Genomic DNA, 26,983 nt, shown 5'->3' on the forward strand with positions numbered 1-26,983 from the left:
TGCGCGGCAGCCCTTTCGGGGTGGCAATCCTATGAAGAGGTAGTAACCCTATGGTGAACACCACCGCATGGAACCGCTTGCGTTACAGCCTTTACGCGCCAATCTACGACCTAGTAGCGACTAAAACGTTTTGCAAACCACGTAGAAACGCACTTGGCCAAGTGGATTGGGAACCCGGCATGCGCGTGCTATTGGTGGGAGCAGGCACCGGATTAGACCTGCCATACTTACCTCGCGAGTTGGAGATTCATTTAACCGACCTTACCCCCGCTATGGTAACGCGCGCACGTGAACGCGCCGAACACGCTCAGCGTGATGTGGAGTGTCGTGTGATGGATGCCGCAGCGCTAGACTACCCAGATGAGCACTTTGATGTGGTTGTCATGCATTTGATTTTGGCGGTGATGCCCAAACCAGAACAGGGACTAACCGAAGCCTACCGGGTACTGAAAAACGATGGTCAACTATGTGTCATGGATAAATTCCAACCCGATACTCACATCGCCGGGCCAAGTCGGCGAGCGTTGAACGCCATCACTTCATTGATTGCGACCGACATTACCCGCCAAGCAACACCACTGTTGCAACAGGCAGGCTTTACTATTCGCCGTGATGAGCCGGTGTTAATGAATGGCCTTTTTCGCGCACTGTTAGCGATAAAGTAATTGACTCGGCCTGTTCCCTTTTTCACACATTATTGCAAAATAAATCTACAGAAACGACACTGCCGTCTAATATCAGTATAATTAAAAGCCGTATCGTTAATGCTTACTCGCCTCATCCATACTGTAAGGTGCCTAATGCCTAAAGCTGCCATAAAGCGCTTTCGTCGCTTGCCTGAAGAGGAACAGTCCCGTGTCATTGAAATGGCCTGGGAAGACCGCACCCCGTTTGAAGCGATCGATACCCTGTTTGGCCTAGGGGAGCCGGACGTCATCGAGGTAATGCGCCACCAGCTTAAGCCAGCCTCGTTCCGGCTATGGCGCAAGCGAGTTACTGGCCGTACCACGAAACATACTGCTTTGCGTTCGCCGGATGTTTTACGCGGCTATTGCCCAACCCAATATAAGCGTTAATTCACTTATCCAACGATAATAGAACACCGCCATTTTCAAAACGGATCTTTCTAGCCGCCGCCTTTATGTTATATTATCACATAACATGAAACCCGTTTAGAGGTGCTCGCAATGACCGCGTTCTCTCCCCTGCCCGTGACCGTGCTCTCGGGCTTTCTTGGTGCCGGTAAAACGACCGTACTCAACCATATTCTTGCTAACCGTGAGGGCCGTCGCGTTGCGGTGATTGTCAATGACATGAGCGAGGTCAATATTGACGGTGCCTTAGTGCGTGGCGGCCCAGGCGAGTCCACGCTGGATGGCGAGGTGGCGCTGAACCGCTCTGAAGAGCGCTTAGTAGAAATGAGCAACGGCTGCATTTGCTGCACGCTGCGTGAAGACTTGCTGGAAGAAGTTAGCCAACTGGCCAGGGAAGGTAAATTCGATTATCTGGTGATTGAGTCTACGGGTATTTCCGAGCCGCTACCGGTGGCGGAAACCTTCACCTTTGAAGATGAAAGTGGCCAAAGCCTTTCCCACGTTGCGCGACTGGATACGCTGGTCACGGTTGTTGATGGGGCTAACTTCCTAGCCCAGTATCGCGAAGCGCAAAGCCTCGCGGAAGCGGGCGAAAGCTTGGGTGAAGACGACGAACGTAATGTCGCCGACCTGCTGGTCGACCAAATCGAGTTTTGTGATGTGCTGTTGATCAGCAAAACCGATCTGATCAATAAAAAAGAGCTTGATGCGCTAAAGGCGATACTGCGCTCACTGAACCCTGATGCGGAGCTGGTGCCCATCACCCAAGGCAGCGTGCCGCTAGAAAAAGTGCTTAATACCGGCAAGTTCAACTTTGAGCGCGCCCAGCAAGCACCCGGCTGGCTAAAAGAGATGCGTGGCGAGCATGTGCCGGAAACCGAAGAGTACGGTATCGGCAGCTTTGCCTACCACGCCCGCCGCCCCTTCCACCCGCAGAAATTCCACGACCTATTGAATCAGGAGTGGTTTGGTGAGGGGCTGCTGCGCTCGAAAGGCTTTTTCTGGCTTGCCACACGGCCACGCTATGCAGGCCAATGGAGCCAAGCAGGCGGCATTGCCCACCACGGCCCGGCGGGGGTGTTCTGGAAAGCGATCCCCGAAGCTAACTGGCCGGAAGATCCTGAAACTCGCCAGTTCATCATGGAAAAGTGGCAGGAACCGTTTGGTGATATGCGCCAAGAGCTGGTGTTTATCGGCCAGAACTTGGACCAAGCCAAGATGCGTGACGCACTAGACGCCTGCCTGCTAAGCGAAGCTGAGCTATTACAAGGTATGGAAGCTTGGAAGCAGCTACCCGATCCTTTCCCTGTCTGGGAATAGCGATTAGCTGCCTGAGCTAGCTAAACACCGCTCTGCCCATTGCCTCACGTCAGGGTAGGCACGCTGCTCAAAGACCGCAAAACCGTTAAGGCCCCGGGCTTTGAGTGGTATAAAGATCGGCATGGTTAAGCCACACAGAAAATGCGCCAGTCGCTGGGCACTGGGTGGCTGACCAAATATTTCGGTGTGGCGTTTAATCAGTGGCGTGGCATAGCGGGTAAACTCATTTTCAGTCAGCGAGGGTAGCGGCGGCGCTGTCGGCAACTGAACCGGATTGCCATAACAAACCGAGCAGTGCCCACAGCGGCCCTGCTCGGTTTGAGGTAATGCATCGTTTGGCCCATCGAACGTAGTATCCCCAAAATACTCGGCTAACCGACGTGTTAAGCAGCTTTTTGACTCAAACAGCGCCAGCATAGAATGCAGCCGCTCAATTTCGATTTGCTCCCGCTTCAGACACTCATTAAACAACTCGCTCGCAAGCTGCTCGATCAAAAAATCTGGCTGGCAAACGTCATACACGTCGGTCATGCGTTTACCTTCCAGGGTCAGCCAGCCTTTATCCTGGAAGTACTCAAGCGCGGTAATCACGCGGGCACGAGACGCATCAATTTGCTGCGCCTGACCAGCGTAATGCAGTCGCTCAAAATCTACTGTTCCCCAGGTGCGAGCAATAGCAATATTGTCGATCAACAAACGTACAAAGGCCGCCCGCTCTCCTTCAAAACGCCCCACCAAGGCAGTAGGCTCAATGTGGTAGCGCAAACGATACTCGGCTAAGAACGCAAAGCGCGGCGCAATAATGCCGTGCATTTCTAACCGCACCAGCAGCGTTTTGAGCGGCAGCAAGCGGATATTGGTATCTCGGGAAAGCGTAGTAAGCAGCACTTCCCACTGGCGATCTGGCGCCTGACCAGCTGATGAGATTTCTTCCAGTAAGCGCAAAATCCCCGCGTATTCAGGTGTGTCGCCGTAAACGAAGTTCTCCAGCACCCGCAGCCCATCGCGTCCGGCAATTGTTAAACAGGTGGAAGGCAACCCGTCGCGCCCCGCTCGGCCAATTTCCTGGCTGTAGTTCTCAATCGATTTAGGCAGATCAACGTGCACAACGTTACGGATATTGCCTTTATCAATGCCCATGCCAAAGGCAATGGTAGCCACAATGCAGGGGGATTCGCCGCTCATGAATTGGCGCTGAATGTTGTCACGGCGGGCTGAATCTAAACCCGCGTGGTACGCCTGGGCGGCAATTCCCTGGGCTGCCAACGCACTTGCCACCTGCTCGGCAGTTTGCTGCAAAGTGACATAAATAATCGTCGGGGCTTCGTTGCCAGGCGGCATTTGTGGTTTAAGCCAATCAATCAACTGCTGCTGGCGATTTTCCATCGCGGGCGCTACCAACAGTTCCAAATTGGGGCGGTAAAAACCGGTGGTAACAACATTTTCCGGCGCAATGGCAAACTTCTCGCGCATATCAGCGATAACGGCGGGCGTGGCCGTGGCTGTCAGTAGCAACACCTGGGGAATAGCGAAATCGCGCTGATAGTCGGGTAGTTTGAGGTAATCGGGGCGGAAGTTATGTCCCCATTCCGAGAGACAGTGTGCTTCATCAACTACCAGCAGCGATATTTGTACTTGGCGTAGAAAGTGCCGAAAACGCTCGTTCTTAAGCCGCTCCACCGACACCATGAGGATTTTTAGCTCACCGCTTTTGGCCCGCTCCATCACATCACGGGTCGTATCACGGTCTTGGGTCGAATCAATACTGGCCGCTGGAACACCATGGCGCGCCAAAAAAGCAAGTTGATCCTGCATCAGCGCCAGTAGCGGCGAGACCACTAACGTTAGGTGCGGAAGATGCAGTGCAGGCAGCTGATAACAGAGCGACTTTCCCGCGCCGGTAGCAAATATCGCCGCGCTAGAATGCCCGGCTAATACTCTGGACACCACCGCTTGTTGGCCGCCGCGAAATTCATCGAATCCAAATACTGCCTTCAGCGTTTGCTGCGGTGATAGCGAGGTCATAGCCGTTCCTTGGAAAGTCATCAATACGAAAGGGCTAAGCTAACGCGTTCACATCGTTTTCACCAATGCGTCATTTTCACCCGTTGGTCACTTTTTCAATTAACGGCACCATTAAGTGCAGGGCTGCGGCTTTTCGTTCTGGCTGGGAAGCGCCAGCGCCTGCCAGGCATCAAAGGTGGTAAAAAACACCTGCCCCGTTAGCTCGCGGTAAAGCGCGGTGTTCGTTAAACGGTCCATCACAGGCCCTTTCACTTCAGCCAAATGCAGCACTGCGCCCGCATCTTTTAGCCGCCCGTTAATGGCTTCTAAGCTTTCAAGAGCAGATGCATCAATAACATTCACCGCTTGGCAGGTGAGGACAATATGTTTTAACGAAGGCGAACGAGCAGCTAGCGCCATCACGGTATCTTCTAGGTAGCGAGCGTTAGCAAAGTAAAGGCTTTCATCAATGCGTAGCATGGCAACGTGCTCATCAGTTTCAACCTCATGGCGCTTCACATTACGGAAATGTTCGGTGCCCGGCACACGCCCCACCACCGCACTGTGAGGCTGGCTGGTACGATAAAGGTGCAGCCCCAGCGAGAGCACCACGCCGCTGATAATGCCAACTTCTACGCTGTGTAGCAGGGTCAGCAGCAAGGTCACCACCATCGCCACGCCGTCGCTGCGGGAGTATTGCCAAGTACGCTTTACTGCAGGCAGGTCAATCAGCGTTCCTACGGCCACAATAATCGTCGCGGCCAGCGTTGCTGTGGGTAGAAATGCCAGTAGATCAGTGAGCAACAACGTGGCAAGCACGATACCTAAAGCGGTAAATGCGCCAGCCAACGGCGTTGCCGCGCCCGCTTCAAAATTGACGACCGAGCGTGAAAAGCCACCTGAAACCGGTGACCCACCACTGACCCCAGCCCCTAAATTGGCCATTCCTAAAGCAATTAGCTCTTGGTTAGGGTCGATACGCTGACGGCGCTTAGCGGCCAGCGTTTGTGCCACGGAGACTGACTCCACAAAGCCTACTAAGCTTATTAGTAACGCCGCAGGCAGCAGGCCAAGCCACAACGACTGGTCTAGGCTAGGCAGCGCAATGGCGGGCAAGCCACTAGGCACAAAGCCGACCAAATCCACACCGCGCTGATCTAAATTAAGCTGCCAGGCCAGTAGCGTGGTGACAACCACTGCCGAAATCGGTGCGGCTTTAACCATTAAGCCAGCAACGCTAGCCGAGATACCCATGGCCGTCAGCCAGGTGTTCAAGCGTTTGCGACACACTAGCAGATAACCCCATACCCCCAAGCCAATCATCAATGTAATGAGGTTAACCTGCTGCCACTGACTGAACAGTGCACTCAGCAGGTCAAAAACATTATGCCCAGCAGCCTCAACGCCCAAAATATGTTTGAGCTGGCTAATAGCGATCAAAATACCCGAGGCAGTGATAAATCCTGAAATCACTGGATGGCTTAAAAAATTAACCAAGAAACCCAACCGCAGAACGCCCATGGCAATCAATATCAACCCTGAAAGCGCCGCCAACACAAGAGCAGCGCCAATGTATTCAGGGCTGCCGGGGGTAGCAAAGCTGCTTAACGCAGAGGCTGTCATTAGCGCTGCTACGGCTACCGGCCCCACTGCCAAGCTGGCACTGGTACCAAAAATGGCATAAAGCACCAGCGGTAGCATGCTTGCATAAAGCCCCATCTCTGGCGGCAACCCCGCCAGTAAGGCATAGGCCAGCGCCTGGGGCACCAGCATTAGCGTCACAATGACTGCTGCCAGCGCATCCCGTGAGAATAGCGCGCGGTTATAGCTTTTTAGCCACCCCACTAGCGGCACCCAACGCTCAATCATCATTCGGACTACTCGCTATCACAGTGAAACTAAACACGTTCAGTCACAGCTCATTTCGTCTGCGGCCATCAATAGCGACGCAATAGTGACGGTTATGCGCTTTGATTTTCGAGCCCCTGGCGGTGCTCTTCCAAATCGAAACCGGCTGCTTTCGCGGCGCAAAACAGTTCCGCCAAATCGCACTTTTCAGTGTGACGCTTGGCGTAGGCCCAAAGGTGGGTAGCGCGCTTACCCGACCGGCAAAATGCCAATATTGGCCGAGGTAACTGCTGCAACGCTTCAGCAAAAGCAGCCACATCCGCTTGGCTATACTCGCCAGGCGTTACTGGAATGTGTACCCAATGAAGCCCAATTTCTTCTGCTTTACGGCGGTACGCACTTTCACCTGGAAACTCGGTGCTTTCGCCGGGCTTGCAGTTACAGATCACCGTGTTAAAGCCCTGTGCTTTTACTTGCTCAAGCTCCTCGACTGTAAGCTGTGAGGTGATCTCGACGCCCTTTTCTAACGGCTGTGTTTGCATATTTTCTCCTCGCCCAAGCTCGTTAACATTAATTGTTATAAGAATAGCTTATTGTGGAATATAAACAATAGCGCACTAAAAAAACACCCGAGCCCTGAGCAAGAAAAGGCCCGAATGGAGCATAAAGAGTGAAGGAAAAAAGCGGGGTGAAGAGGAAAACGTAATGCTACTGAGCGCTGTCGCCACTAGGACAGACTTGGCTCACTAAACGCCTTCTCTAAAGCAAAGCGCGGCTGTGGCTGGCCGTCTTTGGTAACGCTTTCGGTGAACATCTCAAGCGGGCGCACCCACAGGCCGTAGTCGCCGTAAAGCGCACGATAAACCACTAGCGCTTCTTCACTTTCACTATGCTGAGCAGTGCCCAGCACTTCGTAAAGACTGCCTTTATAGTGACGATAAATACCAGGAATAGGCGCGGTCATTCACTTTCCTCTTGTTTAGTCGTTAATGGCATGGACTTAGCGGCTTTTTTAGCCAGTCGTTCGAGCACTTTTGAGGCAGCGACAAAACCAAATGCACCGGTGACAAAAGTGGCTGCGCCAAAGCCTGAAGCGCAGTCTAGACGGGTAGCGTCACCGTTGCCGGGTTTTTGCAGGCAAACTTCGCCGTCAGCGCTGGGATACACTAATTGCTCATCAGAATAGACGCACTCAACGGAAAAGCGCCGCTTTGGATTACGCGAAAAACCATAATCCCTGCGCAGTCGTGAACGCACTTTAGAAAGCAGAGGGTCGTGTTCAGTGCGCGTTAAATCCGCCACCTGAATACGCGTGGGGTCTGTCTGACCGCCTGCGGCTCCCGTCACGGTAATCGGCAGTTTATGCCGTTTGCACCAAGCGATTAGCGCCGCCTTAGCGATCACACTATCAATAGCGTCCACTACATGGTCGGCATCATCAGGAATACGTTCAGCGAGGTTGGTTGGCGTAACAAACGCACTATCAGCCACGACCTCTATTTCAGGGGCAATTAGGCGGCAGCGCTCGGCCAGCACCTCAACCTTGGGAGCGCCAATTGTACCGTCTAGCGCATGAAGCTGACGGTTCACATTGGATACGCAGACATCATCCAGGTCGATCAGCGTAAGCTTGCCGATTCCCGAGCGCGCCAGAGCTTCTACCGTCCAACTGCCAACGCCGCCTACGCCAACAACGACCACGTGGGCATGGCGAAATGCCTCAGCGGCACGCTGACCATACAAACGGCTAATACCGCCAAAGCGAACGTCATAATCCGAAGACATGGCAGGCTCTCTCTAATAAAAACATGATGCGCTTTCCAGCGGTGCTACATTGGCGCTATAAAGCGCTATCTTTCCTGAAGCGCGGCTGGCGTGGCAGTGGGCGGGGTACGCACGCTATCGAGCGGTAAGTGGCCACTCCATCCGAACTGCTCGAACACGCGTTTCATGGTCTCATCGAGAGCGCAGCCTAATTGAATGCGCTTTTCGATGAAGGGGTGATTAAAGGCTAAATAGGTAGCCGCCAGTAGTAAACGGGGAGCATCCAACTGATCCGCAAAAAAGCGGTTGTGAATACTTTTACCATGCTTGGCATCGCCAATAATGGGGTAACCACGCCGTGAAAGGTGGCGGCGAATCTGATGCCGCCGGCCAGTGAGGGGCTGCGCTTCCACCAACGAATAGCGTGCCACCGGATAGCGGTCTACCTGTATCGGCAGCTCAACACTGTCCAGGCGACGAATATCAGTCATCGCGGGCATAGCAGGCATCTCCGCTTTGGGCCGTGTGCCATCCTCTTCCCGAAGCGGGTAGTCCAAACGTTCGCTCTCAGGCGCTTTACCGCGCACCACCGCTAGGTAACGCTTTTCCACCTGCCGTTCGCTGAAGGCTTCACTCAATAAAGCCGCCATCTCAGATGACAAACCAAACACCATCACGCCGGAAGTGGGCCTGTCTAAGCGATGCACTGGATAAACCCGCTTGCCAATTTGGTCACGCAGGCGTTGAAGCAAAAATTCTGTTTCGCCACGCGCCAACGCCGAGCGATGCACTAAAAGCCCTGACGGCTTATGCACTGCAACGAGATACTCATCCTGATAGAGGATGTTGAGTGGCGTCATAACGCTCCCCAGTAAAAAACTAACCAACGAAACAGGGAGCTATTGTCGCGGCTTGACAGCGAGATGTCATCCATTGCTAACGTTATCCAGTAGGCAAACCTCACCTTTACGCAATCCATTGGCGGAGTTATCTAGGGGCAGCTACCTTGAAGTAGCAACTCGTTATACGAGCTTCCATGGATAAGGACAGGAGAATTGCACTATGCGTTACTCACTACCGTTAACAGGCATGGCCGTGGGTTTGTTGCTGGCATCCACCGTTCAGGCCAATGAAACGCTCGACGTTGACATGCACAAGGTCAGCGCTGAAGGAACTGAAGAGTCTATAGGGACTATCGCTATTGAGCACACTGAGCACGGCGTGTTGCTTACGCCGTCGTTGACTGACCTAGAACCTGGCGTATACGGTTTTCATGTCCACCAAAATGCCAGCTGCGAGCCTGCCGAGAACGATAGCGGCGAAATGACAGCAGCGCTGTCTGCAGGAGGTCATTACGACCCTGAAGAAACTGGCACCCACCAAGGTCCCTACGGCGATGGCCATCTAGGCGACCTACCAGTTCTCACGGTGAATGAAGACGGCGAGGCCAACTTGCCGGTGCTGGCACCACGCTTGAGCATGGAAGATATGCCGGGACGCAGCCTGATGATTCATGCTGGCGGCGATACGTACTCGGATGAACCTCACCTAGGCGGTGGCGGTGCACGCATGGCCTGTGGCGTGGTTGAATCGTAATGCTGTAAAGCTAAAAAAAGCTGAAGCAAAACGACATCTTATTATGATTGGTAACGAAAAACGGGCAGCCATAGGGCTGCCCGGTGCTGCTTTGATTAAACCCCAGTGCTGCTTTAATTAAACAGTATCGCTTTAATTAAATAACCAGAAGTTACTCTTCGTCAGTCGCCAACTGCATATGTTTTTGCAGGTAGTTTTGGATACCAACCTTATCGATCAAGCCAAGCTGCGTTTCAATGTGGTCAATATGACCCTCTTCATCGGCAAGCAGATCACGCAGTAGATCACGGGTTACGTAATCTTTGACGCTTTCACAGTAGGTGATTGCTTCAATATAGTCTTTACGACCGTCGTGCTCGATTTTTAGATCACTTTCGAGCATTTCTTTAACGTTTTCGCCGATATGCAGCTTGCCTAGATCCTGAAGGTTAGGAATACCTTCAAGGAACAGAATACGTTCAATCAGCTTGTCGGCGTGCTGCATCTCTTCGATGGATTCATCGTATTCCCACTTGGCAAGCTCTTTAAAGCCCCAATCCTTATACATTTTGGCATGCAAAAAATACTGGTTGATCGCTACCAGTTCGTTGCCGAGGGCGATATTGAGATGCTGAATGACCTTGGGATCACCTTTCATGACGTCACCTTTCTTAGTGTGCAATTACGCTAACTAGAGAGTATAGGCCATAAACAGGCTTACTCCCAACGATGTTGGGAGTATATAGGAAGTAACTAAAAACTCAAAAAAATCATATGCTTGCTAACGAAAACCCTAACAATAGTGATTCGCGTCATACAGCGTAAGCGAGACTCATATCCGCCTCGCAGCGCGCCTCTTGGACCGCCTCGCGGGTAAGCGATTTAGCAAAACAGGCGCATTTACCACACTGGGTTCCACAGCCTGTAGCTTCACGTACTTCTCGCCAGCTGCGCGCTCCGTCGCTGACGTGCTGGCGAATCTGATGGTCGGTTACTCCCTTGCACACGCAAACGTACATGGCGACACCTCATAAAAGTCATGAGATGAATGTAAATGATTCGCATACATCTTTTCAAGTAGAAATGGATGCTTTTTGGTAGCCATTCGTCTTAATAAAAATGAGCTATAGGATAACGCCTTGTCACAGCACAATTTTCGCCAAAACAGGCGATGATATTATTTTTTTGGTAGCACCACGGTTTGCGTATTAGAGGCGATATCTGGCCAGCTTCTGCGCTGCGGATCAAACAGTACCCACCAGTACCCAATACCAAGTGCTGCCAAGGAAAGCCAAGCTGTCACACAACGAATCAAACTTTGCTTGAGTGTAATCGCATGTCCATCGATGGTTTGCACCCGCAGTCGCCAAGCCTGCATACCTAATGTCATACCCCCACGCCGCCAGGAATAGACAAAAAATAGCGTGACAAAGAACAACAGCATTAATCTCAGGCTCCAAATATCGAAAGGGGTCGTACCAATCTCTTCAGCCTGCTGCCCTAACACAAACCGAAAAAAAGCCAGATGCGCCACCGTCACTGCGATCCAAATGGCTGTCACTAAAAATCCGTCATACAGCATTGCGCCCAAGCGGCGACCTAAACCCGCAGGCCATACGCTATCTAATTGGGTAAAGCGTCGGGATTTGGTCATATTGCTCGTCACCTGGCTAATCCTCTTTTAAGTACCAAAGCCCCAACTAGCCGTTGCGGCGCAAGAAATAAATACCTACCACCGCACAAGCCAAGGTTGGCACTAATACCGCCCACACTGGTGAAAAACCAAAAATAGTGGATGCAGGTGCCAGCAGATCTTGTACATATTTAAAGATGAGGCCGGTCACCACGCCATAAAACACGCGCGTACCTGCAGCCACCGTACGCAATGGACCAAACACAAAGGAAGCAGCGATTAATACCAGCGACCCCATTGTTAGCGGCATCAATACCTTTTGCCAGAAGTAGAGCAGCGGCTGATCCGCTTGGAGGTTTTGGCTTTTCAAAAAATTGGCGTACGCCCACAGTTCACTAGGCGCCTGGCTCTCGATATCACGCAGCAAACGTTCCAATTGGGTGGGCGTTAACGCCGTCTCCCAAGCTGCATGTTGCTGATACTCCGATTCAGTATGGTCATCAAAAATACGCGTCGTGGTCACTCCCTCAAGCTGCCACGCGCCCTCTTCCCAGCGCGCACGGTTAGCGTGGGTGGCCTCAATTAGCCGACGCTCATCAAAACGATAGCGTGTTAAATCCAGCACCACGTTATCCGCACGAATAGCACCAAAGCGATAGACACTCTCTCCTTCGAACTGCCAGCCACTCCGGCTAGTTAGCTGCGCCCCTTCTCCTTGACGCTGTTCTAAACGCCATGCCTCGGCAAACTGCTCAGTGCGCGGAGATACAAATTCAGCAACCAGCAGTACCACAACCACCACTAACAACACCGGTTTCATGACGCCCCAGACAATCCGTGCAAGGGACCGGCCGGCAGCGCGCATGACGGTTAATTCATTGCTGGACGCCATGCTCCCTAGGCCAATTAGCGCACCAATCAATACCGCCACCGGGGCATATTGATAAAATCGCCAAGGCAGTCGCATCCCCAGATAAATCAACACATCTAACGCGGTATAGTTGCCCTGGGTGTCGCCTAAATCACCGATATAGGCAATGGTAATATCCAGGCCAAGTAAAACGAACTGAACAACAATGATGGCCGCCAATACGTTGCGGGCAATATAGCGGTCAAGACGATCAGCAAGCATGAGTTAGCCCCTTCATTAGCGCATTCCTTTACGTTGCGAGTGCCATAGCAGCAGGCAGCCAAGCGCCAAAAACAGCCCGTGTACCGGCCAAACCCCAAGCGCAACTGCCAGCGCGCCGCTGCCAATGGCATCCACCGCCGCCAATAGCAGGCTTAAATAAGCGACATAAAGAAAAACAGCAGGCAACAGTTTGGCAAACCGACCCTGGCGAGGGTTTACTCTGGAAAGCGGCTGAGCTAGCAATGCCAATATAAACACCATTAGCGGCAAACCTACACGCCACTGAAACTGCGCTTGGGCACGAGGAGTGGGGTCGTTCCATAGCTCAGCCGTGGTCGCGTACTCTAATGAATCCAGCTCTTGTCTATTTCGGCTTAAGCCCAGGCGCAGCGTGTAACGTTCAAAGGTTAACCGCTCGGCAGCCTGCTTTCCCGGTGTTACGCCATAGCGCTCGCCATCCTCCAGCACTAGAAAACGGCTACCAGTTTCCACGCTGGTTTCCTGATAGCCAGAGCCTGCACGGGTCACATAGCTATGGGTCTTTTCCGCACCAGAAACAGGCTGCTCATGAACCAGCACCTCCTGCATTTCAGTGCCATCACTGCTGAAATCGCTGATGTAAGCGGTACGCCCCCCACCAAAATCCTGAAAACGCCCTGGCGCCAGTACTGACACATCTAATCGGCTGCGCTGCTCTTCAAGCGCTGCCTCAGTTTGTAGTGCACCCGCAGGTGTTAGCCACAAACTACACAGTCCTACCAGCACCGCCACGACCGAAGCAGGCAATAGTGTTACTCGCAACAACCGCATAGGACTCATACCACAAGCCACCATCACGGTAATTTCGCTGTTCATATATAGCTGACCATAGGCCAGCAATATTCCCAGGAAAAAAGATAGCGGTAAAATCAGCTCCATAAATCCAGGCAGGTGAAAAACCATGAGGCTGCCTAAGATAGTGACCGGAATGTCGCCCTCTGCCGCATCAGAAAAATAGCGAATAAAGCGGCTGCCCATGATCACCAGTAATAAAATGCCAGCCACCGCCGACATCGTCAGTAACACTTCGCGAGTTAAGTACCGAAATAAAATCAACGCACTCTCCGGCTAGTAGCGCAGGTTGCAATGCAATGCGCCCATGGCTTGGGTACACTAATCAAACTGTTATTAAAAAACCTGTTATCAAAAACCTGTTATCAAAAACCTAGGTAACGGGGCATTATCCCGAATCACTCGATGCTTGTCTTGTTGGAGACGTCATGGAATTTTCCGTTCAGACCGCAAACCCAGCCAAAGCCGAAACGGCTTGCCTCGTTTTGCCTGTCTTTAAAGGTAGCGACTTACTGCCCGCCGTCGCCAAGTTAGATGACGCAAGCGAGCGGCTCATTGGTCAGTTACTTGATCGTGGCGACTTTGATGCCGCGCTGGGCAATGTACAGATTGTCCCCTTTGCGCCGGGCTTGGGCGCTGAACGTTTGTTGCTCGTTGGCCTAGGCGAACGGGCCAAATGTCAGGAAGCAGCATTTATTAAAGCCTTAGATGCTGCCATGGCAGCGTTGACCAAGCTGCCAATTGATGAAGCTAGCGCTACGTTTACCGACGTTCCCCTCGAAGACCGCGACACTGCTTGGAAAGCTCGTAAAACACTCGAAGCAGCTGAACGCGCTATTTACCGCTTTGACCAGTTCAAATCATCTCCCGCAAAAGCCCCTAGCCTAACCAAGCTGAACCTTATTGTCAGCGATGCCGACGAGGCCCCCATGGCCAAGCAGGGCGCTGCATTGGGTGTCGCCATTGGCCAGGGCATTAACCTTACCCGCACGCTGGGCAACCTTCCCGGCAATGTTTGTACGCCTCGCTACCTTGCAGGGCAAGCCGAGCAGCTTGGGCGCGATTCCCAAGGCGCGCTTGAGGTTGATATTTTAGATGAGGAGGCGCTGGAAGCGTTGGGAGCAGGCTCACTGCTTTCTGTTGGACGCGGCAGTCAAGAACCGACACGCCTTATCGTGATGAAGTACCAGGGTGCGGAAAATCCTGAAGAAGCGCCCCATGTGCTCGTGGGCAAAGGCATCACCTTTGACACCGGTGGTATTTCGCTGAAGCCCGGCGAAGGCATGGATGAAATGAAGTTCGACATGGGCGGTGCGGCTAGCGTATTCGGCACCGTCAAAGCAGTGCTCGCCATTAAGCCCAAGCTAAACGTGGTGTTTATTGTTGCCGCCGCTGAAAACATGCCTGACGGTGCGGCCACTAAACCCGGCGATATTATCAAAACCCTGAAAGGGTTGACGGTTGAAGTGCTGAACACCGATGCCGAAGGCCGCTTGGTGCTCTGCGATGCGCTGACCTACGCTGAGCGTTTTACCCCGGCCAGCGTGGTTGATATTGCCACCCTGACCGGTGCTGTCATTATTGGCCTTGGCCACCACGCAACGGGCCTGCTTTCCAACGACGATGATCTGGCGCTCGATTTGCTCGACGCTGGCGAAGCAGCCTGGGATCGCGCCTGGCATCTGCCGCTATGGGATGAGTATCAGGAACAACTAGAGTCCAATTTCGCCGACTTAGCCAATATTGGTGGCCGCCCGGCCGGTACCATTACAGCAGCGTGTTTCCTATCGCGCTTTGCCGATCACTTCCCATGGGCGCATCTGGATATCGCCGGCACCGCTTGGCACTCCGGCAAACAAAAAGGCGCCACTGGCCGCCCAGTAGGGCTATTAACCCAGTATTTGCTTGATCGTGAGACCGATGCCCAAGTAGAAAATAGCGACAGCTAACATCACAATCAGGCGATCAACGGTTGCCATTGGTTGACGTAAACGTTACATCTAAGGGCATTAGCGTGCGTGCTGTTCTCAGAGCGCACGCTACACCAAATAAACACTAACACTTGCCCTTCGGGGCCAGGCTATAGCGGAGAGAATACGCCGTGCCCACAGCTTCAGATACCCAGCTTGAGTCTCATTTTGAAACGCTGCCGTCTAATCAACCGATGGCTGATGAGATTCGTGACAACATTCTGCAAAACCCAGGTTTTGGCAAGCACTTCACTGACCATATGGCCCACGTCCGCTGGACAGTCGACGCCGACTGGCACGGCCATCAAGTGCGCCCCTATGGCCCACTAACCCTCGACCCAGCGGCCTCTGTGCTGCACTACGGTCAGGAAATTTTTGAAGGCATTAAAGCGTATCGCCATGCCGATGGCTCTATCTGGACATTCCGCCCAGAGAAAAACGCCGAGCGTTTTCGCCGCAGCGCCCGCCGTTTAGCGTTGCCGGAGCTTTCCGATGAAGATTTCATCGGTTCACTGAAAGCGCTGCTGGCCCAAGACCACACCTGGGTACCTACACCTTCCAGCGATGCCGACGAGTGCAGCCTCTACCTGCGTCCGTTTATGATCGCCTCCGAAGCCTTCCTAGGCGTACGTCCGGCTCATGAAGTCGACTACTACGTGATTGCCTCACCAGCGGCGGCTTACTTCAAGGGCGGCATTGAGCCGGTGTCTATCTGGCTCTCTTCCCACTACAAGCGCGCAGCCCCTGGCGGCACCGGCTTTGCCAAGTGCGGCGGTAACTATGCGGCCTCCCTGGCAGCCCAGAAAGAAGCCGCCGCGAACGGCTGCAGCCAAGTAGCGTTCTTAGACGCCGCTGAAAACAAGTGGATTGAAGAGCTGGGCGGTATGAACCTGTTCTTCGTTTATAAAGATGGTCGTTTAGTGACGCCTCGCCTCACCGACACCATCCTGGAAGGCGTCACCCGCAACTCCGTGCTTACCCTGGCAAAAGATGCGGGCCTCACACCAGAAGAGCGTCCCATCAGCATTGACGAATGGCGTGAAGGCGCTGCGTCTGGTGAGATTACGGAAGTGTTCGCCTGCGGTACGGCAGCGGTCATTACCCCGGTCGGCGAACTAGTCACCGAAAACGAGCGTATTCGTTTACAAGGCGATGGCAACAACGAGATCGCCAAGCGTATCCGCAAAACGCTGCTCGACCTGCAATATGGCCGCAGTGAAGACAAATACGGTTGGCTCACCCGATTGGTATAAATCAGTTGGTATAAATCAACGGGTATAAACCGACACCCTACCGCCGCAAGCTGCGGTGGTAGGGAAAGGTTTTGAAAAAGCGGAAACCGCTGGAGCCTTCGATGGCACGTATCGATTTTTATATCCTTCCTGACACCACCCTGGAAGCGCGCCTGCAGTTTGCTTGCAAGCTAGCAGAAACCATCCACCGCAAAGGCTATCGATTGCACCTGCACTGCGAAGATAAAGCCCTGGCCGAACAGGCTGACGAGGCCCTTTGGCAGTTCCGTGAAGATGCCTACCTCCCCCACGCGCTGGAAGACAGCGACATGGCCGCCAGCGTGCCGATAACGCTAGGCTGGCAGCAACTCCCGGTGCCAACGCAAGAAACCGCTCTACTGAACTTACACCCCGACATTCCCGAAGGCGTGGAACGCTACGTCCGCATTGCCGAAATTATCAACCAGCACCAGCAAGTTCTGGTCGCCAAACGCGCCTGCTGGCAGCGCTATAAAGAAATGGGCCATGAAGTGGTGCCGCATAAGTTGGGGTAACCTTTCTACCATCTGGCCACGGATGCATAACCACTTACACTAGCGCCATACATAACAATAACTCAGAGGAAGAGTCACTCAATGCGCTTTTATACTCGGCTTGCATCCACCCTGCCTTCCCATGCTTTTTTAGCGCGCGCCCCGCTCGCCACGATTGTCATTGCCCAGCTGTTTGGCACTTCACTGTGGTTCAGCGTTAACGGCGTAGGGCTTGCGCTTCAACAGGCCGTTGGTTTGAGTGAAAGCGACCTGGGGCTGCTCACCATTGCGGTGCAAGCAGGTTTTATTACCGGTACGCTGCTCATTGCTACCACCGGCCTTGCCGATCGCGTACGCGCCAGCCACTTGTTTGCTATCTCAGCAGTAGCAGGCGCGCTGATTAATGCCGCGTTTATTGGCGTCGCCGACAGCGTCAGCTTAGCGGTAGCAGCACGCTTTTTGGTCGGGCTGTGTCTTGCCGGTATTTATCCACTCGGTATGAAATTGGTAGTGAGCTGGACACCCAGCAACGCAGGCTCGGCACTGGGCTGGTTGGTCGGCATGCTGACTCTGGGCATTGCCTCGCCCCACTTACTGCGCGGGCTAACGCTGCACTTGCCATGGCAGTGGCCGCTGTTGCTGGCTTCTGCCCTGGCACTGCTCGCCGCACTAATGATTTTTAAACTAGGCGTGGGGCCACACCTGCCCGCCAAAGCCAGCGGCGGACGCCCCTGGGCGGGGCTGTCTGCCTTCAGGCAAAAGCACTTCCGCGCCGCGGCACTTGGCTACTTTGGCCACTGCTGGGAGCTATACGCCCTGTGGGCGCTGGTGCCCTTTTTAGTTACTAGAGAGCTGGAACGTCTAAGCGCAGCGCCGGGCCTTCAGCCATGGCTAAGTTTTGCGGTGATTGCGTTGGGCCTACCTGGCTGCGTTTGGGCTGGCCGCTGGAGCCGCCGTGTGGGCAGCGCGCGAGTGGCCGTTGTGGCGCTAGCAACCTCCGGCATGCTTTGTTTGCTCTATCCACTGTTAGGTGGCACATCGCCCTGGCTACTGCTAACTCTGCTAGGGATTTGGGGCATTAGCGTAATTGCCGATTCCGCGCAATTTTCCGCGCTGGCGGCAGCCACCGCGCCACCTGAGCGCCTCGGCGCAGCGCTGGCGATGATGAATGCCATTGGCTTTGGGCTAACGATTCCGTCTATCGCCCTAGTCACTGCCCTATGGGTAAGCCAAGGCCCCTGGGTGATATGGTGGCTACTACCTGGCCCAGTGCTTGGATTAATCGCCATGCGTGGGCTCTCTTCAAGTAAATGATTAGCGCGTGTTCTTGGTAAGGTAGCCGCCTTATTATCACCACCACAAAGGTTTTCCTATGGCCCACGCTGCCCACTGGGTGCCGCTTGACGTTAAGCGCCACAGCGGTTTGATGTGGCAACGTTTTACTGCCTACCATTTTGCTCAGCACATTACCCAGGCAAGCCTAGCAGAGGCCGAATTACGCCATGCGGCCGCTAGTTTTCCAATTGGGTTCACCCAGACAGCACTAGGCTGGCAGGCCGTCGCACTGCTGGGGCTGCGCGATGAACAAAATCTCATCGTCGATAGCCAAGGGCGCTGGCGCGCGGCGTATGTGCCCGCCGCCCTGCGCAGCCACCCCTTCGGACTGCATGCTGAATATCCTGAAAAGCTATGCATAGACCAGCACTCACCCTTTGTGGTGGCGCACCTGGATGCCGAACCTTTCTTTAATCAACACGGCGAGCTAGCCAGCTTCCCCCAACACGTACTGGCTTTTCTCCAACAGCGGGAAGCGGGTTGCCAGCGAGTTGCACAGCAGCTTGATGCATTGGCCAATGCCAAGCTGCTCACGCCTTGGCAGCCAGAAGGCTATCAAAGCAGCACGCCGTTATATCAAATTGATGAACCCGCCTGGAAGGCACTATCCGCTGAACAAATGGGGCTTTTCTGGCAATTGGGTGCCGTCCCTTTAGTGTACGCTCAGCTCATATCCCAACAGCAGCTTGGCGTTCTTCGCAGCCTCCTTCAACGGCCAACGACACCGCTGCCAGAAGCAAGCGCTTCCCGCCCCCTTTCCGAGTGGCAAGAAGCGTTCAGCAGCGAAGAGCGCTATCAATGGCCGGATCCCTCTTAATTGGGTGCCAAGCACCGACGTTATTCAGGAACGTGAATGTCTTTTAATGTTGATACGCGGACACGCAAACGGCTATTACTGAGCAGCGTAGCCGCTGCGCTTTTGCTGGTAAACCCACTGTTGGCGGCTCAAACGGCGTTTGATGAACCGATTCCCGAGGCTACGCCTTTACCCGCTTCATCGCTGGAGGGCCCGGCATTTTCACCGGAACTGACGCAACTGCTAACGCGCTTTCGCTGGCAAGCAGGTCAACCAATGGAAGCCTCTCCTGCGCTAGAGGCGCTACGCCAAAAAATCCAACGCGCCTTAGAGCAACAGCCTCGCATTCTGGCCCAGCGCTCTCGTGAGCGTGAGTCGGTGCTGCAAATTGATGAAGTGCGCGCCGTGCGTCGCCCTCAGGTGAACGCTGGGCTTGAGTACCGTAACGACTTGCAGCGCACTGAATCTCTGCCTGACCGCGGCTCACGCGTTGACGCGGTCGTTACGCTCAGCCAGCTGTTGGTGGATTTTGGCGCCAGCGGTGAGCGCATACGCGCGGCCGATCTTAGCGCTGAAGCGGCGTACTGGCAGTCCCAGGCAAGTGTCGAAGAAGAAGTTCTCTACGCCTTGAATGCTTACCTGGATGTTGCCCGTGTTACCGCTCAGCGCCAGCTAGCTGAGCACAATCTGCAGCAGCATCAGCGCATTTTTGAAGACGTTCAACTTCGCCGCGAGGCAGGCGCCGGTTCGCGAGCCGATGTACTGCGTGCCCAGAGCCGCTTAAGCGACGCCAACTCACGGCTAATCTCCTTAGAGGGTGAGTTAGCCCGGGCGATTAACGTCTATCAAGAAGCGTTCTTTACCCCGCCCGACGTGCTGGCCTTGCCTCAAGGCGGAGCGTTGCTAAGCGAGACCAGCGCCGACCAACTGCTGGATAACGCCCTTGCCCGTAACGCCTCGCTGCGTAGCCAAACCCTTACCAGTGAGGCCAGCGAAGCCGAAGCGCAAGCTACTCGTAACGCCCGCTTGCCTAGCCTGAGCGTGGCCGTGGAAGGTCGCCAATTCGATGTAAATGAGTTCAACGAATCGGATAATGACGTGGCACTGCTGTTTAACCTTGATTACACGCCCTATAGCGGCGGCGCAACCTCATCGCGCATTGCCCAGGCGGTTGAACGTCAGCAGCAGAGTCAATTTGAACGCCAAGCCTTGCATCGCGAGCTGGAGCGGGAAGTGCGCTCTGCCTATACCGATACACGCACCCGCCTAGCGGAGCTTGAAGCGCAAACCGCCACGCTTGCCGCTGAAGAAGAAGCGCTACTGGCCTACCGCGATCAGTTCGCCGTAGGGAGAAGCAATATTAACGATTTGCTGGACGCCCAGCGGGATCTGTTCCAAACCGCGCTAGAGCTAATCAATCGCCGTGTGCGCTGGGAGCAAGCTAGCTTTCAGCAACTTGCGGTAACCGGGCAGCTACTCGATGTGATGGAGATTCACCTTGAACGCCGCTAATCCGCCCGCAGACGCCCTTGAGCAATGCCTGACCTTTGTGGCGGCTCGGCTTGAACTACCGGTCTCAGAAGCGGCTGTGCGCGCCCAACGGGTAGGCGCACACACCCCGCTCACTCCCGACGGCTTTATTGATGCTGCCGAGCGTCACGGCATGGTCGCTGCGCTGGGCGAACATGCCCTGGCAACGCTGGGGAACTCGCTGCTGCCAGCGGTCGCGCTGCTAAAAAACGGGCGCGCCGTGGTCATCATTGAGCGCATTGATGATGAGCGTTTTGCACTGTTTGACCCGGCATTAGGCAAACAGCCGGTCGAAACCGCGTTAAGTGCCCTGCAAGCAGAGTACATTGGCCACCTGATTGCAGTGCGCGCCCGCTACCGGCCGGTAGCCCTGAATAGCGAGCCAGCCATACAAGGCGGCCACTGGTTTTGGAGCGCCCTCTCGTCTAATCGTTGGGTGTACACCCAAGTGGTGATTGCCGCTGCGCTAACCAACTTCCTTGGGCTAGCCACCTCACTGTTTATTATGGTGGTTTACGACCGCGTATTGCCCAACGAGGCCATTGAATCGCTCGTCGCGCTAACCGTGGGTGTGAGTATCGCATTGCTGTTTGATTTTGCGGTAAAAACGTTGCGCCAACTGTTTATTGAACGGGCGGGACAAGAAGCTGACCTGCGCATGGGCAGGCGCATTTTTGACCATGTGCTCAACCTACAAATGAGTGCCAAGCGGGGCTCTACCGGTGGGTTTGCCAACACCCTGCGGGAATTTGAGTCGCTGCGCGATTTCTTCGCCTCAGCATCGCTGGTAGCCCTCGTCGATTTGCCGTTTATCTTCCTGTTTATCGGCGTGATTTATCTGATTGGGGGGCCGCTTTTTATGGTGCCGCTGATTGCCGTGCCGTTGGTACTGCTGATTGGCCTGGCGGTGCAGCCCTTTCTTAAACGCCTGTCCGGCCAAGCGTTTGAAGAGAGCCGTTCCAAGCAGGGCGTGCTGATTGAAGCGGTAGCAGGGCTGGAAACCATTAAAGCCAGTGGCGCTGCGCCAATGATTCGCCAACGCTGGGAAGAGAGCGTTCAGCAGCAATCTAACGTGGGTCGTAAAGGCCGCGCAATTCAACAGTTTGCTCTGAATGCCACCGCGTTCGCCCAGCAAGCCGCTCAGGTGAGCATTGTGGTGTATGGGGTGTTTTTAGTCGGTGACGGGGTGATTTCCATGGGTGCAATGATTGCCTGTGTGATTCTCACCGGTCGTGCACTCGCGCCGCTGGCGCAGCTGGCTCAAACCATGACCCGCATTAACCAAGCCCGCACCTCTTACCGCGCGCTTGACCAGCTAATGAATATGCCTTCCGAGCGCCCCGCTGGCCGTCACTACTTAAGCCGCCCTTCTCTGGAAGGCAAAATCAGCCTGCAAGATGTGAGCTTCCGCTACCCAGAGCAAACCACTGCAGCATTGGCCAATATCAATCTGACGATCGAGCCTGGAGAAAAGGTTGCGCTACTGGGCCGCGTGGGTTCCGGTAAAAGTACCCTGGCGCGGCTACTGCTCGGCATTTACCCGCCCGAAAAAGGCGCGGTACTAGTAGACGACACCGATATTCGCCAAATTGACCCTGCGGATTTACGTCACAACATTGGTAGCGTGTTGCAGGAAGCGTGGCTGTTTTCTGGCACTGTTCGCCAGAATATTGCGATTGGTGCCCACCACCCTACCGATGAACAAATTCTCCAGGCCGCCAAACTGGCCGGTGCCCACGACTTTATCGCCCGCCACCCCCAGGGCTACGACATGCCCATTGGTGAGCGCGGCGAAGGGCTTTCCGGTGGCCAGCGGCAACTCATCTGCCTTGCCCGCGCGCTGCTGGGAGCCCCACCGATGTTGCTGATGGATGAGCCAACCAGTGCAATGGATATTCAAACCGAAAAAGAGGTGATCTCACGGCTAAAAGCCGCTAGCCAGTCGCAAACCCTGGTGGTCGTGACGCACCGCACCAGTCTGTTAGCGCTGGTTGATCGGGTGATTATTGTTGATCAAGGCCAGATTATTGCCGATGGCCCCAAGGCCCAGGTGATGCGCCCCGTTGAAGCAGCGCCCCACCGCACGCGTGAAGGAACAGCATTGTGAGCCGCCCGACGTCCCAGCTTGATTTTGAACACTTTGTACGCCATGGCCGCACCAAGCGGCCAATTGCTAGCAGCCTACTCCTGCTCACCATTATTGGCTTTTTACTGATTGGCTTCTTGTGGGCTTATCTCACGGAGGTGGACGAAGTGACCCGAGGGCAAGGCAAAGTCGTGCCCTCGCGCAGCCTGCAAGTAGTAGAAAGCCTGGAAGGCGGCGTGGTAACCGAGATTAACGTACGCCGTGGGGATACGGTCGAACAAGGCGACACGCTGATGGTGCTTAGTGGCGGCACGCTGGAAGGCGACTACGAAGAGAGCCTACAGCGCCTACGTTCCCTGCAACTACGCTTGCAACGCCTGGAAGCCGAAATCAACCAAACGCCGCTGGCACTCGATGATGCACTCAGCCAAAGCGCACCTAGTGTGGCTGCGAGCGAAACCCGCCTGTTTCATGGGCGGCAGTTGGAGCTAAGCGCCGAACTTCAAGTATTAGAACAGCAGGGCTATCAGCGCCGTCAGGAAAAAGCGGAGCTCGAAGCCGCGTTAAGCACCGCCCGTTCCAGCGTGCAGCTGGCCGAACGAGAGCTGGCCATCATTCAGCCACTGGCTCAGCGCGGCATTGAGCCAGAAACTTCGCTGCTGCGAGTACGTCAATCGCTCAACGAACTGCGCGGCGAGGTAGCCCGCCAACAAAGTGCTGTTGCCCGCGCAGAATCTTCCATCGCTGAAATTGAAGACCGCAAAGCAGCCGCCCGCAATGCTTTTGAAGCCGATGCGCTCGCCCAACTGGCCGAAGCGACCTCACAGGCCGCAGAGCTACAAAAGACGCTTCCCGGCCGAGCGGACCAGGTGGCACGCACCACCATCCGCTCGCCAGTCGCAGGGGTCGTGAATCAAGTGCATATTAGCACCGTAGGTGGCGTAGCAGGCTCTGGTGAGCCGCTCGTGGAGGTCGTCCCAGCCGATGACGCCTTGGTCGTAGAAGCGCATATTCGCCCCTCGGATATCGCCTTCCTCTACCCCGGCCAGCCGGTGAAGGTAAAACTAACGGCCTACGACTTTGCCCGTTACGGCGGCCTGGATGGCGAGCTGGTCACTATTGCCGCCGACGCCGTTCAAATGCCCGAAAGCGGTGAGTTGATGTACCCCGTTGAGGTGCGCACCGACGGCTATCTCTTCGACGCTGACAATGAACCGCTGACCATTATTCCTGGTATGGTGGCGGAAATCGATATTCTCAGCGGTAAGCGCAGCGTACTGGACTACCTCATGGAACCCGTGGTGAAAGTACGCGACCGCGCCCTACGCGATTAACCGCTGTGCGGTTTCATCAACGCCCCTGACGCCAGGGGGTCGTTCGCGGTATACTTGCCACCATTTTTTTGCAAGCCGTGAGCCGACTCCCCATGGAAAAGACCTACCAACCCGAACAGATCGAAACCCGCTGGTACGAACGCTGGGAAGCCGACAACCGCTTCGCCCCAACAGGCCGCGGTAAGCCGTTTTCGATCATGATTCCACCGCCTAACGTGACCGGCAGCCTGCACATGGGCCACGCGTTCCAGGACACCATTATGGATACCTTGACGCGCTGGAAGCGGATGCAGGGCAACAACACCCTGTGGCAGGTAGGCACCGACCACGCAGGCATCGCCACACAAATGCTGGTTGAGCGTAAAATTGCCGCAGAAGAAGGCAAAACCCGCCACGACCTGGGCCGCGATGCGTTTATCGACAAGGTATGGGAGTGGAAAGAGGAGTCCGGCGGCCACATCACCCGCCAGCTGCGCCGCATGGGCGCCAGCGTTGATTGGTCCCGCGAGCGCTTCACGATGGATGACGGCTTCTATAAAGCCGTGCAAGAAGTGTTCGTGCGCTTGCACGAAGAAAAGTTGATCTACCGTGGCAAACGCCTGGTTAACTGGGACCCTACCCTACACACCGCGATTTCCGACCTGGAAGTGGAAAACAAAGAGCAGCAGGGCAGCTTCTGGCACTTCCGCTACCCGCTGGCCGATGGCGTCAAAACCGCCGATGGTAACGATTACCTGGTCGTGGCAACCACTCGCCCTGAAACCTTGCTAGGCGATACGGGTGTCGCGGTTAACCCCGATGATGCTCGCTATGCCTCGCTGGTTGGCAAATTTATCGAATTGCCACTGGTCGGCCGCCGCATTCCTATCGTTGCCGACGAGCACGCCGATATGGAAAAAGGCTCCGGCTGCGTGAAGATCACCCCGGCCCACGATTTCAATGATTACGAAGTCGGCAAGCGCCAGAACCACCTGCTGATCAATGTGTTCACCAAGGATGCCACCATCCTTGAGCGCGCTGAAATCTTCGACCTAAAAGGCACTCCCCAGCCCGACGAAGACGCCACCCTGCCCGCCAAATACGCAGGGTTGGACCGTTTTGAAGCGCGTAAGCAAATTGTTGCCGATATGGACGCCCTGGGCCTTTTGGAACAGGTAGAAGCCGTCAACAACACCCTGCCCTATGGCGACCGTTCCGGCGATGTGATCGAACCGCTGCTCACTGATCAATGGTTTGTTGCGGTAGAAACCCTGGCCAAGCCCGCCATTGAAGCGGTAGAAAACGGCGATATCCAGTTCGTACCGAAGAACTACGAAAACATGTACTTCGCTTGGATGCGCGACCTGCAAGACTGGTGTATCTCCCGCCAGCTGTGGTGGGGCCACCGCATTCCTGCCTGGTACGACGCGGAAGGCAATGTCTACGTTGCCCGCAGCGAAGAGGAAGCCCGCGAGAAGCACGGCCTTTCGGCAGACGTCACCCTGACCCAAGACGAAGACGTCCTCGACACCTGGTTCAGTTCGGGCCTGTGGACGTTTGGCACCCTAGGCTGGCCAGAAAAAACCCCAGAACTGGAAACCTTCCACCCCTCCAGCGTGCTGGTGACCGGTTTTGACATTATCTTCTTCTGGGTCGCCCGGATGATCATGATGACCCTCAAGTTCACTGGCGAAGTCCCGTTCAAAACCGTTTATGTGCACGGTTTGGTACGCGACGGTCAGGGTCAGAAAATGTCCAAATCCAAGGGCAATGTACTGGACCCAATCGACCTGATTGACGGCATCACGCTAGATGCGCTGCTGGAAAAGCGCACCGGCAATATGATGCAGCCGAAACAGGCCAAGGCCATCGCCAAAGCAACCAAGGACGAATTTAAAGACGGCATTGAAGCCCACGGCACCGATGCCCTGCGCTTTACGTTCCTTTCCCAGGCAACCACCGGGCGCGATATTAAGTTTGATATGAACCGCCTGGATGGCTACCGCAACTTCTGCAACAAGCTGTGGAACGCTTCACGCTACGTGCTAATGAATGCCGAAGGTGAAGACTGTGGAACAGAGGGTGGCGACGTTGAGCTTTCACTGGCCGACCGCTGGATTATTTCCCAGCTGCAGAAAACTGAAACCCAGGTCACTAAAGCGATGGACGAGTACCGCTTCGACCACGCCTCCCAAGCGCTGTATGAGTTTGTCTGGAACGAGTACTGCGACTGGTACCTGGAGCTTTCCAAACCTGTTTTATGGGACGAAAACGCCAGTGCAGAAGCCAAACGCGGTACCCGCCGTACGCTCGTGCGCGTACTGGAAACTATTCTGCGCCTCGCTCACCCGATGATGCCCTATATCTCAGAAGAGATCTGGCAGCGCGTTGCACCGCTGGCCGGTACCTTCGTCGGTGATGGCGCGTCGATCATGCTCCAAGCCTGGCCGGAAGCCGACGAAAGCAAAATCGACGAACAGGCCACTCGGGATATCGAATGGTTAAAAGGCGTGATTATCGCAGTGCGTAACATCCGCGCCGAGATGAACATTGCCCCTGGCAAACCGCTGGACGTACTGCTCACCAAAGGCAAGCCGGAAGACGCCCAGCGCTTGGAAAGCAACCGCCACTTCCTCGCCAAGCTGGCCAAGCTGGAAAGCGCCACCTGGCTGCCCAACCCAGACGACGCACCGCTCTGCGCAACGCAGCTAGTGGGCGATATGGAAGTGCTGGTGCCCATGGCGGATCTCATCGACAAAGACGCCGAACTCAAACGCCTGGCTAAAGAAATTGACAAGCAGGACAAGTTGATCGGCGGCATTGAGAAGAAGCTCGGCAACGAAGGTTTTATCGCCAAAGCCCCAGAAGCCGTGGTTGAAAAAGAGCGTGGCAAACTCGCTGAATTCCAAGCTGCCAAAAAGCTGCTGGAAGAGCAACAAGTGAAGATCGCGGCGCTGTAGAGTGAACGATTAGCTAGGTTGATTAGC

General features: G+C 54.8%; 24 protein-coding genes. 13 read left to right on the forward strand and 11 right to left on the reverse strand.

Annotated features, from left to right (window positions below; translation table 11 throughout):
- Positions 1-50 precede the first annotated feature (50 nt).
- The 3 genes from M0220_RS04715 to zigA all read left to right on the forward strand — a co-directional run bounded on the left by M0220_RS04715 (position 51) and on the right by zigA (position 2,414).
- A complete protein-coding gene (locus tag M0220_RS04715) occupies positions 51-665 on the forward strand; it encodes a class I SAM-dependent methyltransferase (protein ID WP_264018828.1) in 615 nt (204 codons plus the stop codon).
- A gap of 135 nt (positions 666-800) precedes the next feature.
- The gene (locus M0220_RS04720; protein WP_264018829.1) at positions 801-1,076 is read left to right on the forward strand and encodes a TIGR03643 family protein; all 276 of its coding nucleotides are present in this window, start codon (positions 801-803) and stop codon (positions 1,074-1,076) included.
- A gap of 111 nt (positions 1,077-1,187) precedes the next feature.
- A complete protein-coding gene (zigA, locus tag M0220_RS04725) occupies positions 1,188-2,414 on the forward strand; it encodes a zinc metallochaperone GTPase ZigA (RefSeq protein WP_030074856.1) in 1,227 nt (408 codons plus the stop codon).
- Positions 2,415-2,417: 3 nt separating this feature from the next.
- Here zigA and M0220_RS04730 read toward each other — a convergent pair whose 3' ends face one another.
- The 6 genes from M0220_RS04730 to M0220_RS04755 all read right to left on the reverse strand — a co-directional run bounded on the left by M0220_RS04730 (position 2,418) and on the right by M0220_RS04755 (position 8,890).
- On the reverse strand, positions 2,418-4,439 hold the full coding sequence (locus M0220_RS04730) for a RecQ family ATP-dependent DNA helicase (protein WP_264018830.1): 2,022 nt from the start codon (positions 4,437-4,439) through the stop codon (positions 2,418-2,420).
- A 111-nt stretch (positions 4,440-4,550) separates the two neighbouring features.
- The gene (locus M0220_RS04735; protein ID WP_264018832.1) at positions 4,551-6,290 is read right to left on the reverse strand and encodes a SulP family inorganic anion transporter; all 1,740 of its coding nucleotides are present in this window, start codon (positions 6,288-6,290) and stop codon (positions 4,551-4,553) included.
- An 89-nt stretch (positions 6,291-6,379) separates the two neighbouring features.
- Positions 6,380-6,808, reverse strand: a complete 429-nt coding sequence (locus tag M0220_RS04740; RefSeq protein ID WP_264018833.1) for a TIGR01244 family sulfur transferase — start codon at positions 6,806-6,808, stop codon at positions 6,380-6,382.
- Positions 6,809-6,993: 185 nt separating this feature from the next.
- The gene (locus M0220_RS04745; RefSeq protein ID WP_030074849.1) at positions 6,994-7,230 is read right to left on the reverse strand and encodes a DUF1653 domain-containing protein; all 237 of its coding nucleotides are present in this window, start codon (positions 7,228-7,230) and stop codon (positions 6,994-6,996) included.
- Entirely contained in the window at positions 7,227-8,051 is an 825-nt protein-coding gene (gene tcdA, locus M0220_RS04750; protein WP_264018834.1) for a tRNA cyclic N6-threonylcarbamoyladenosine(37) synthase TcdA, read from the reverse strand. The genes M0220_RS04745 and tcdA overlap by 4 nt, the downstream gene beginning before the upstream one ends.
- Before the next feature lie 65 nt (positions 8,052-8,116).
- Entirely contained in the window at positions 8,117-8,890 is a 774-nt protein-coding gene (locus tag M0220_RS04755) for a pseudouridine synthase (RefSeq protein ID WP_264018835.1), read from the reverse strand.
- 202 nt (positions 8,891-9,092) lie between these two features.
- On the opposite strand from M0220_RS04755, the gene sodC reads away from it, so the two are divergent.
- Positions 9,093-9,626 carry a superoxide dismutase family protein gene (gene sodC, locus M0220_RS04760; protein WP_030074843.1) on the forward strand — a complete coding sequence of 178 codons (534 nt, stop codon included), beginning with the start codon at positions 9,093-9,095 and terminating at the stop codon, positions 9,624-9,626.
- A gap of 151 nt (positions 9,627-9,777) precedes the next feature.
- Here sodC and bfr read toward each other — a convergent pair whose 3' ends face one another.
- The 5 genes from bfr to lptF form a co-directional block, all read right to left on the reverse strand.
- Positions 9,778-10,263, reverse strand: coding sequence for a bacterioferritin (bfr, locus tag M0220_RS04765; protein ID WP_030074841.1), 486 nt, complete (start codon positions 10,261-10,263; stop codon positions 9,778-9,780).
- A 154-nt stretch (positions 10,264-10,417) separates the two neighbouring features.
- Complete coding sequence (locus tag M0220_RS04770; RefSeq protein WP_083001105.1) at positions 10,418-10,624, reverse strand: (2Fe-2S)-binding protein; 207 nt, start codon at positions 10,622-10,624, stop codon at positions 10,418-10,420.
- Between the two features lie 158 nt (positions 10,625-10,782).
- Positions 10,783-11,259, reverse strand: coding sequence for an RDD family protein (locus M0220_RS04775; RefSeq protein ID WP_030074839.1), 477 nt, complete (start codon positions 11,257-11,259; stop codon positions 10,783-10,785).
- A 46-nt stretch (positions 11,260-11,305) separates the two neighbouring features.
- A complete protein-coding gene (gene lptG, locus M0220_RS04780; RefSeq protein ID WP_030074837.1) occupies positions 11,306-12,370 on the reverse strand; it encodes an LPS export ABC transporter permease LptG in 1,065 nt (354 codons plus the stop codon).
- A 15-nt stretch (positions 12,371-12,385) separates the two neighbouring features.
- Positions 12,386-13,465, reverse strand: a complete 1,080-nt coding sequence (lptF, locus tag M0220_RS04785; protein ID WP_030074835.1) for an LPS export ABC transporter permease LptF — start codon at positions 13,463-13,465, stop codon at positions 12,386-12,388.
- A 164-nt stretch (positions 13,466-13,629) separates the two neighbouring features.
- Here lptF and M0220_RS04790 point away from each other — a divergent pair, with 164 nt between their 5' ends.
- From M0220_RS04790 to M0220_RS04830, 9 genes are all read left to right on the forward strand, one after another.
- Positions 13,630-15,150 (forward strand): leucyl aminopeptidase, encoded by a 1,521-nt coding sequence (locus tag M0220_RS04790; protein WP_030074833.1) that lies wholly within the window; start codon positions 13,630-13,632, stop codon positions 15,148-15,150.
- A 152-nt stretch (positions 15,151-15,302) separates the two neighbouring features.
- Positions 15,303-16,424: a branched-chain amino acid aminotransferase gene (locus M0220_RS04795; protein ID WP_264018836.1), complete on the forward strand. Its 1,122-nt coding sequence runs from the start codon at positions 15,303-15,305 to the stop codon at positions 16,422-16,424.
- A gap of 101 nt (positions 16,425-16,525) precedes the next feature.
- Positions 16,526-16,957 carry a DNA polymerase III subunit chi gene (locus tag M0220_RS04800; RefSeq protein WP_264018837.1) on the forward strand — a complete coding sequence of 144 codons (432 nt, stop codon included), beginning with the start codon at positions 16,526-16,528 and terminating at the stop codon, positions 16,955-16,957.
- Positions 16,958-17,038: 81 nt separating this feature from the next.
- On the forward strand, positions 17,039-18,250 hold the full coding sequence (locus M0220_RS04805; RefSeq protein WP_264018838.1) for an MFS transporter: 1,212 nt from the start codon (positions 17,039-17,041) through the stop codon (positions 18,248-18,250).
- Between the two features lie 58 nt (positions 18,251-18,308).
- Positions 18,309-19,088, forward strand: a complete 780-nt coding sequence (locus M0220_RS04810; protein ID WP_264018840.1) for a SapC family protein — start codon at positions 18,309-18,311, stop codon at positions 19,086-19,088.
- Positions 19,089-19,124: 36 nt separating this feature from the next.
- On the forward strand, positions 19,125-20,579 hold the full coding sequence (locus M0220_RS04815) for a TolC family protein (RefSeq protein WP_264018841.1): 1,455 nt from the start codon (positions 19,125-19,127) through the stop codon (positions 20,577-20,579).
- Positions 20,566-22,704 (forward strand): type I secretion system permease/ATPase, encoded by a 2,139-nt coding sequence (locus M0220_RS04820; protein ID WP_264018842.1) that lies wholly within the window; start codon positions 20,566-20,568, stop codon positions 22,702-22,704. Before M0220_RS04815 ends, M0220_RS04820 begins: the two co-directional genes overlap by 14 nt.
- Positions 22,701-24,017 (forward strand): HlyD family type I secretion periplasmic adaptor subunit, encoded by a 1,317-nt coding sequence (locus M0220_RS04825; RefSeq protein WP_264018843.1) that lies wholly within the window; start codon positions 22,701-22,703, stop codon positions 24,015-24,017. Before M0220_RS04820 ends, M0220_RS04825 begins: the two co-directional genes overlap by 4 nt.
- Before the next feature lie 92 nt (positions 24,018-24,109).
- Positions 24,110-26,956: a valine--tRNA ligase gene (locus M0220_RS04830; RefSeq protein ID WP_264018844.1), complete on the forward strand. Its 2,847-nt coding sequence runs from the start codon at positions 24,110-24,112 to the stop codon at positions 26,954-26,956.
- Positions 26,957-26,983 lie beyond the last annotated feature (27 nt).

This window comes from Halomonas qinghailakensis (assembly GCF_025820815.1).
GTDB lineage: Bacteria > Pseudomonadota > Gammaproteobacteria > Pseudomonadales > Halomonadaceae > Vreelandella > Vreelandella qaidamensis.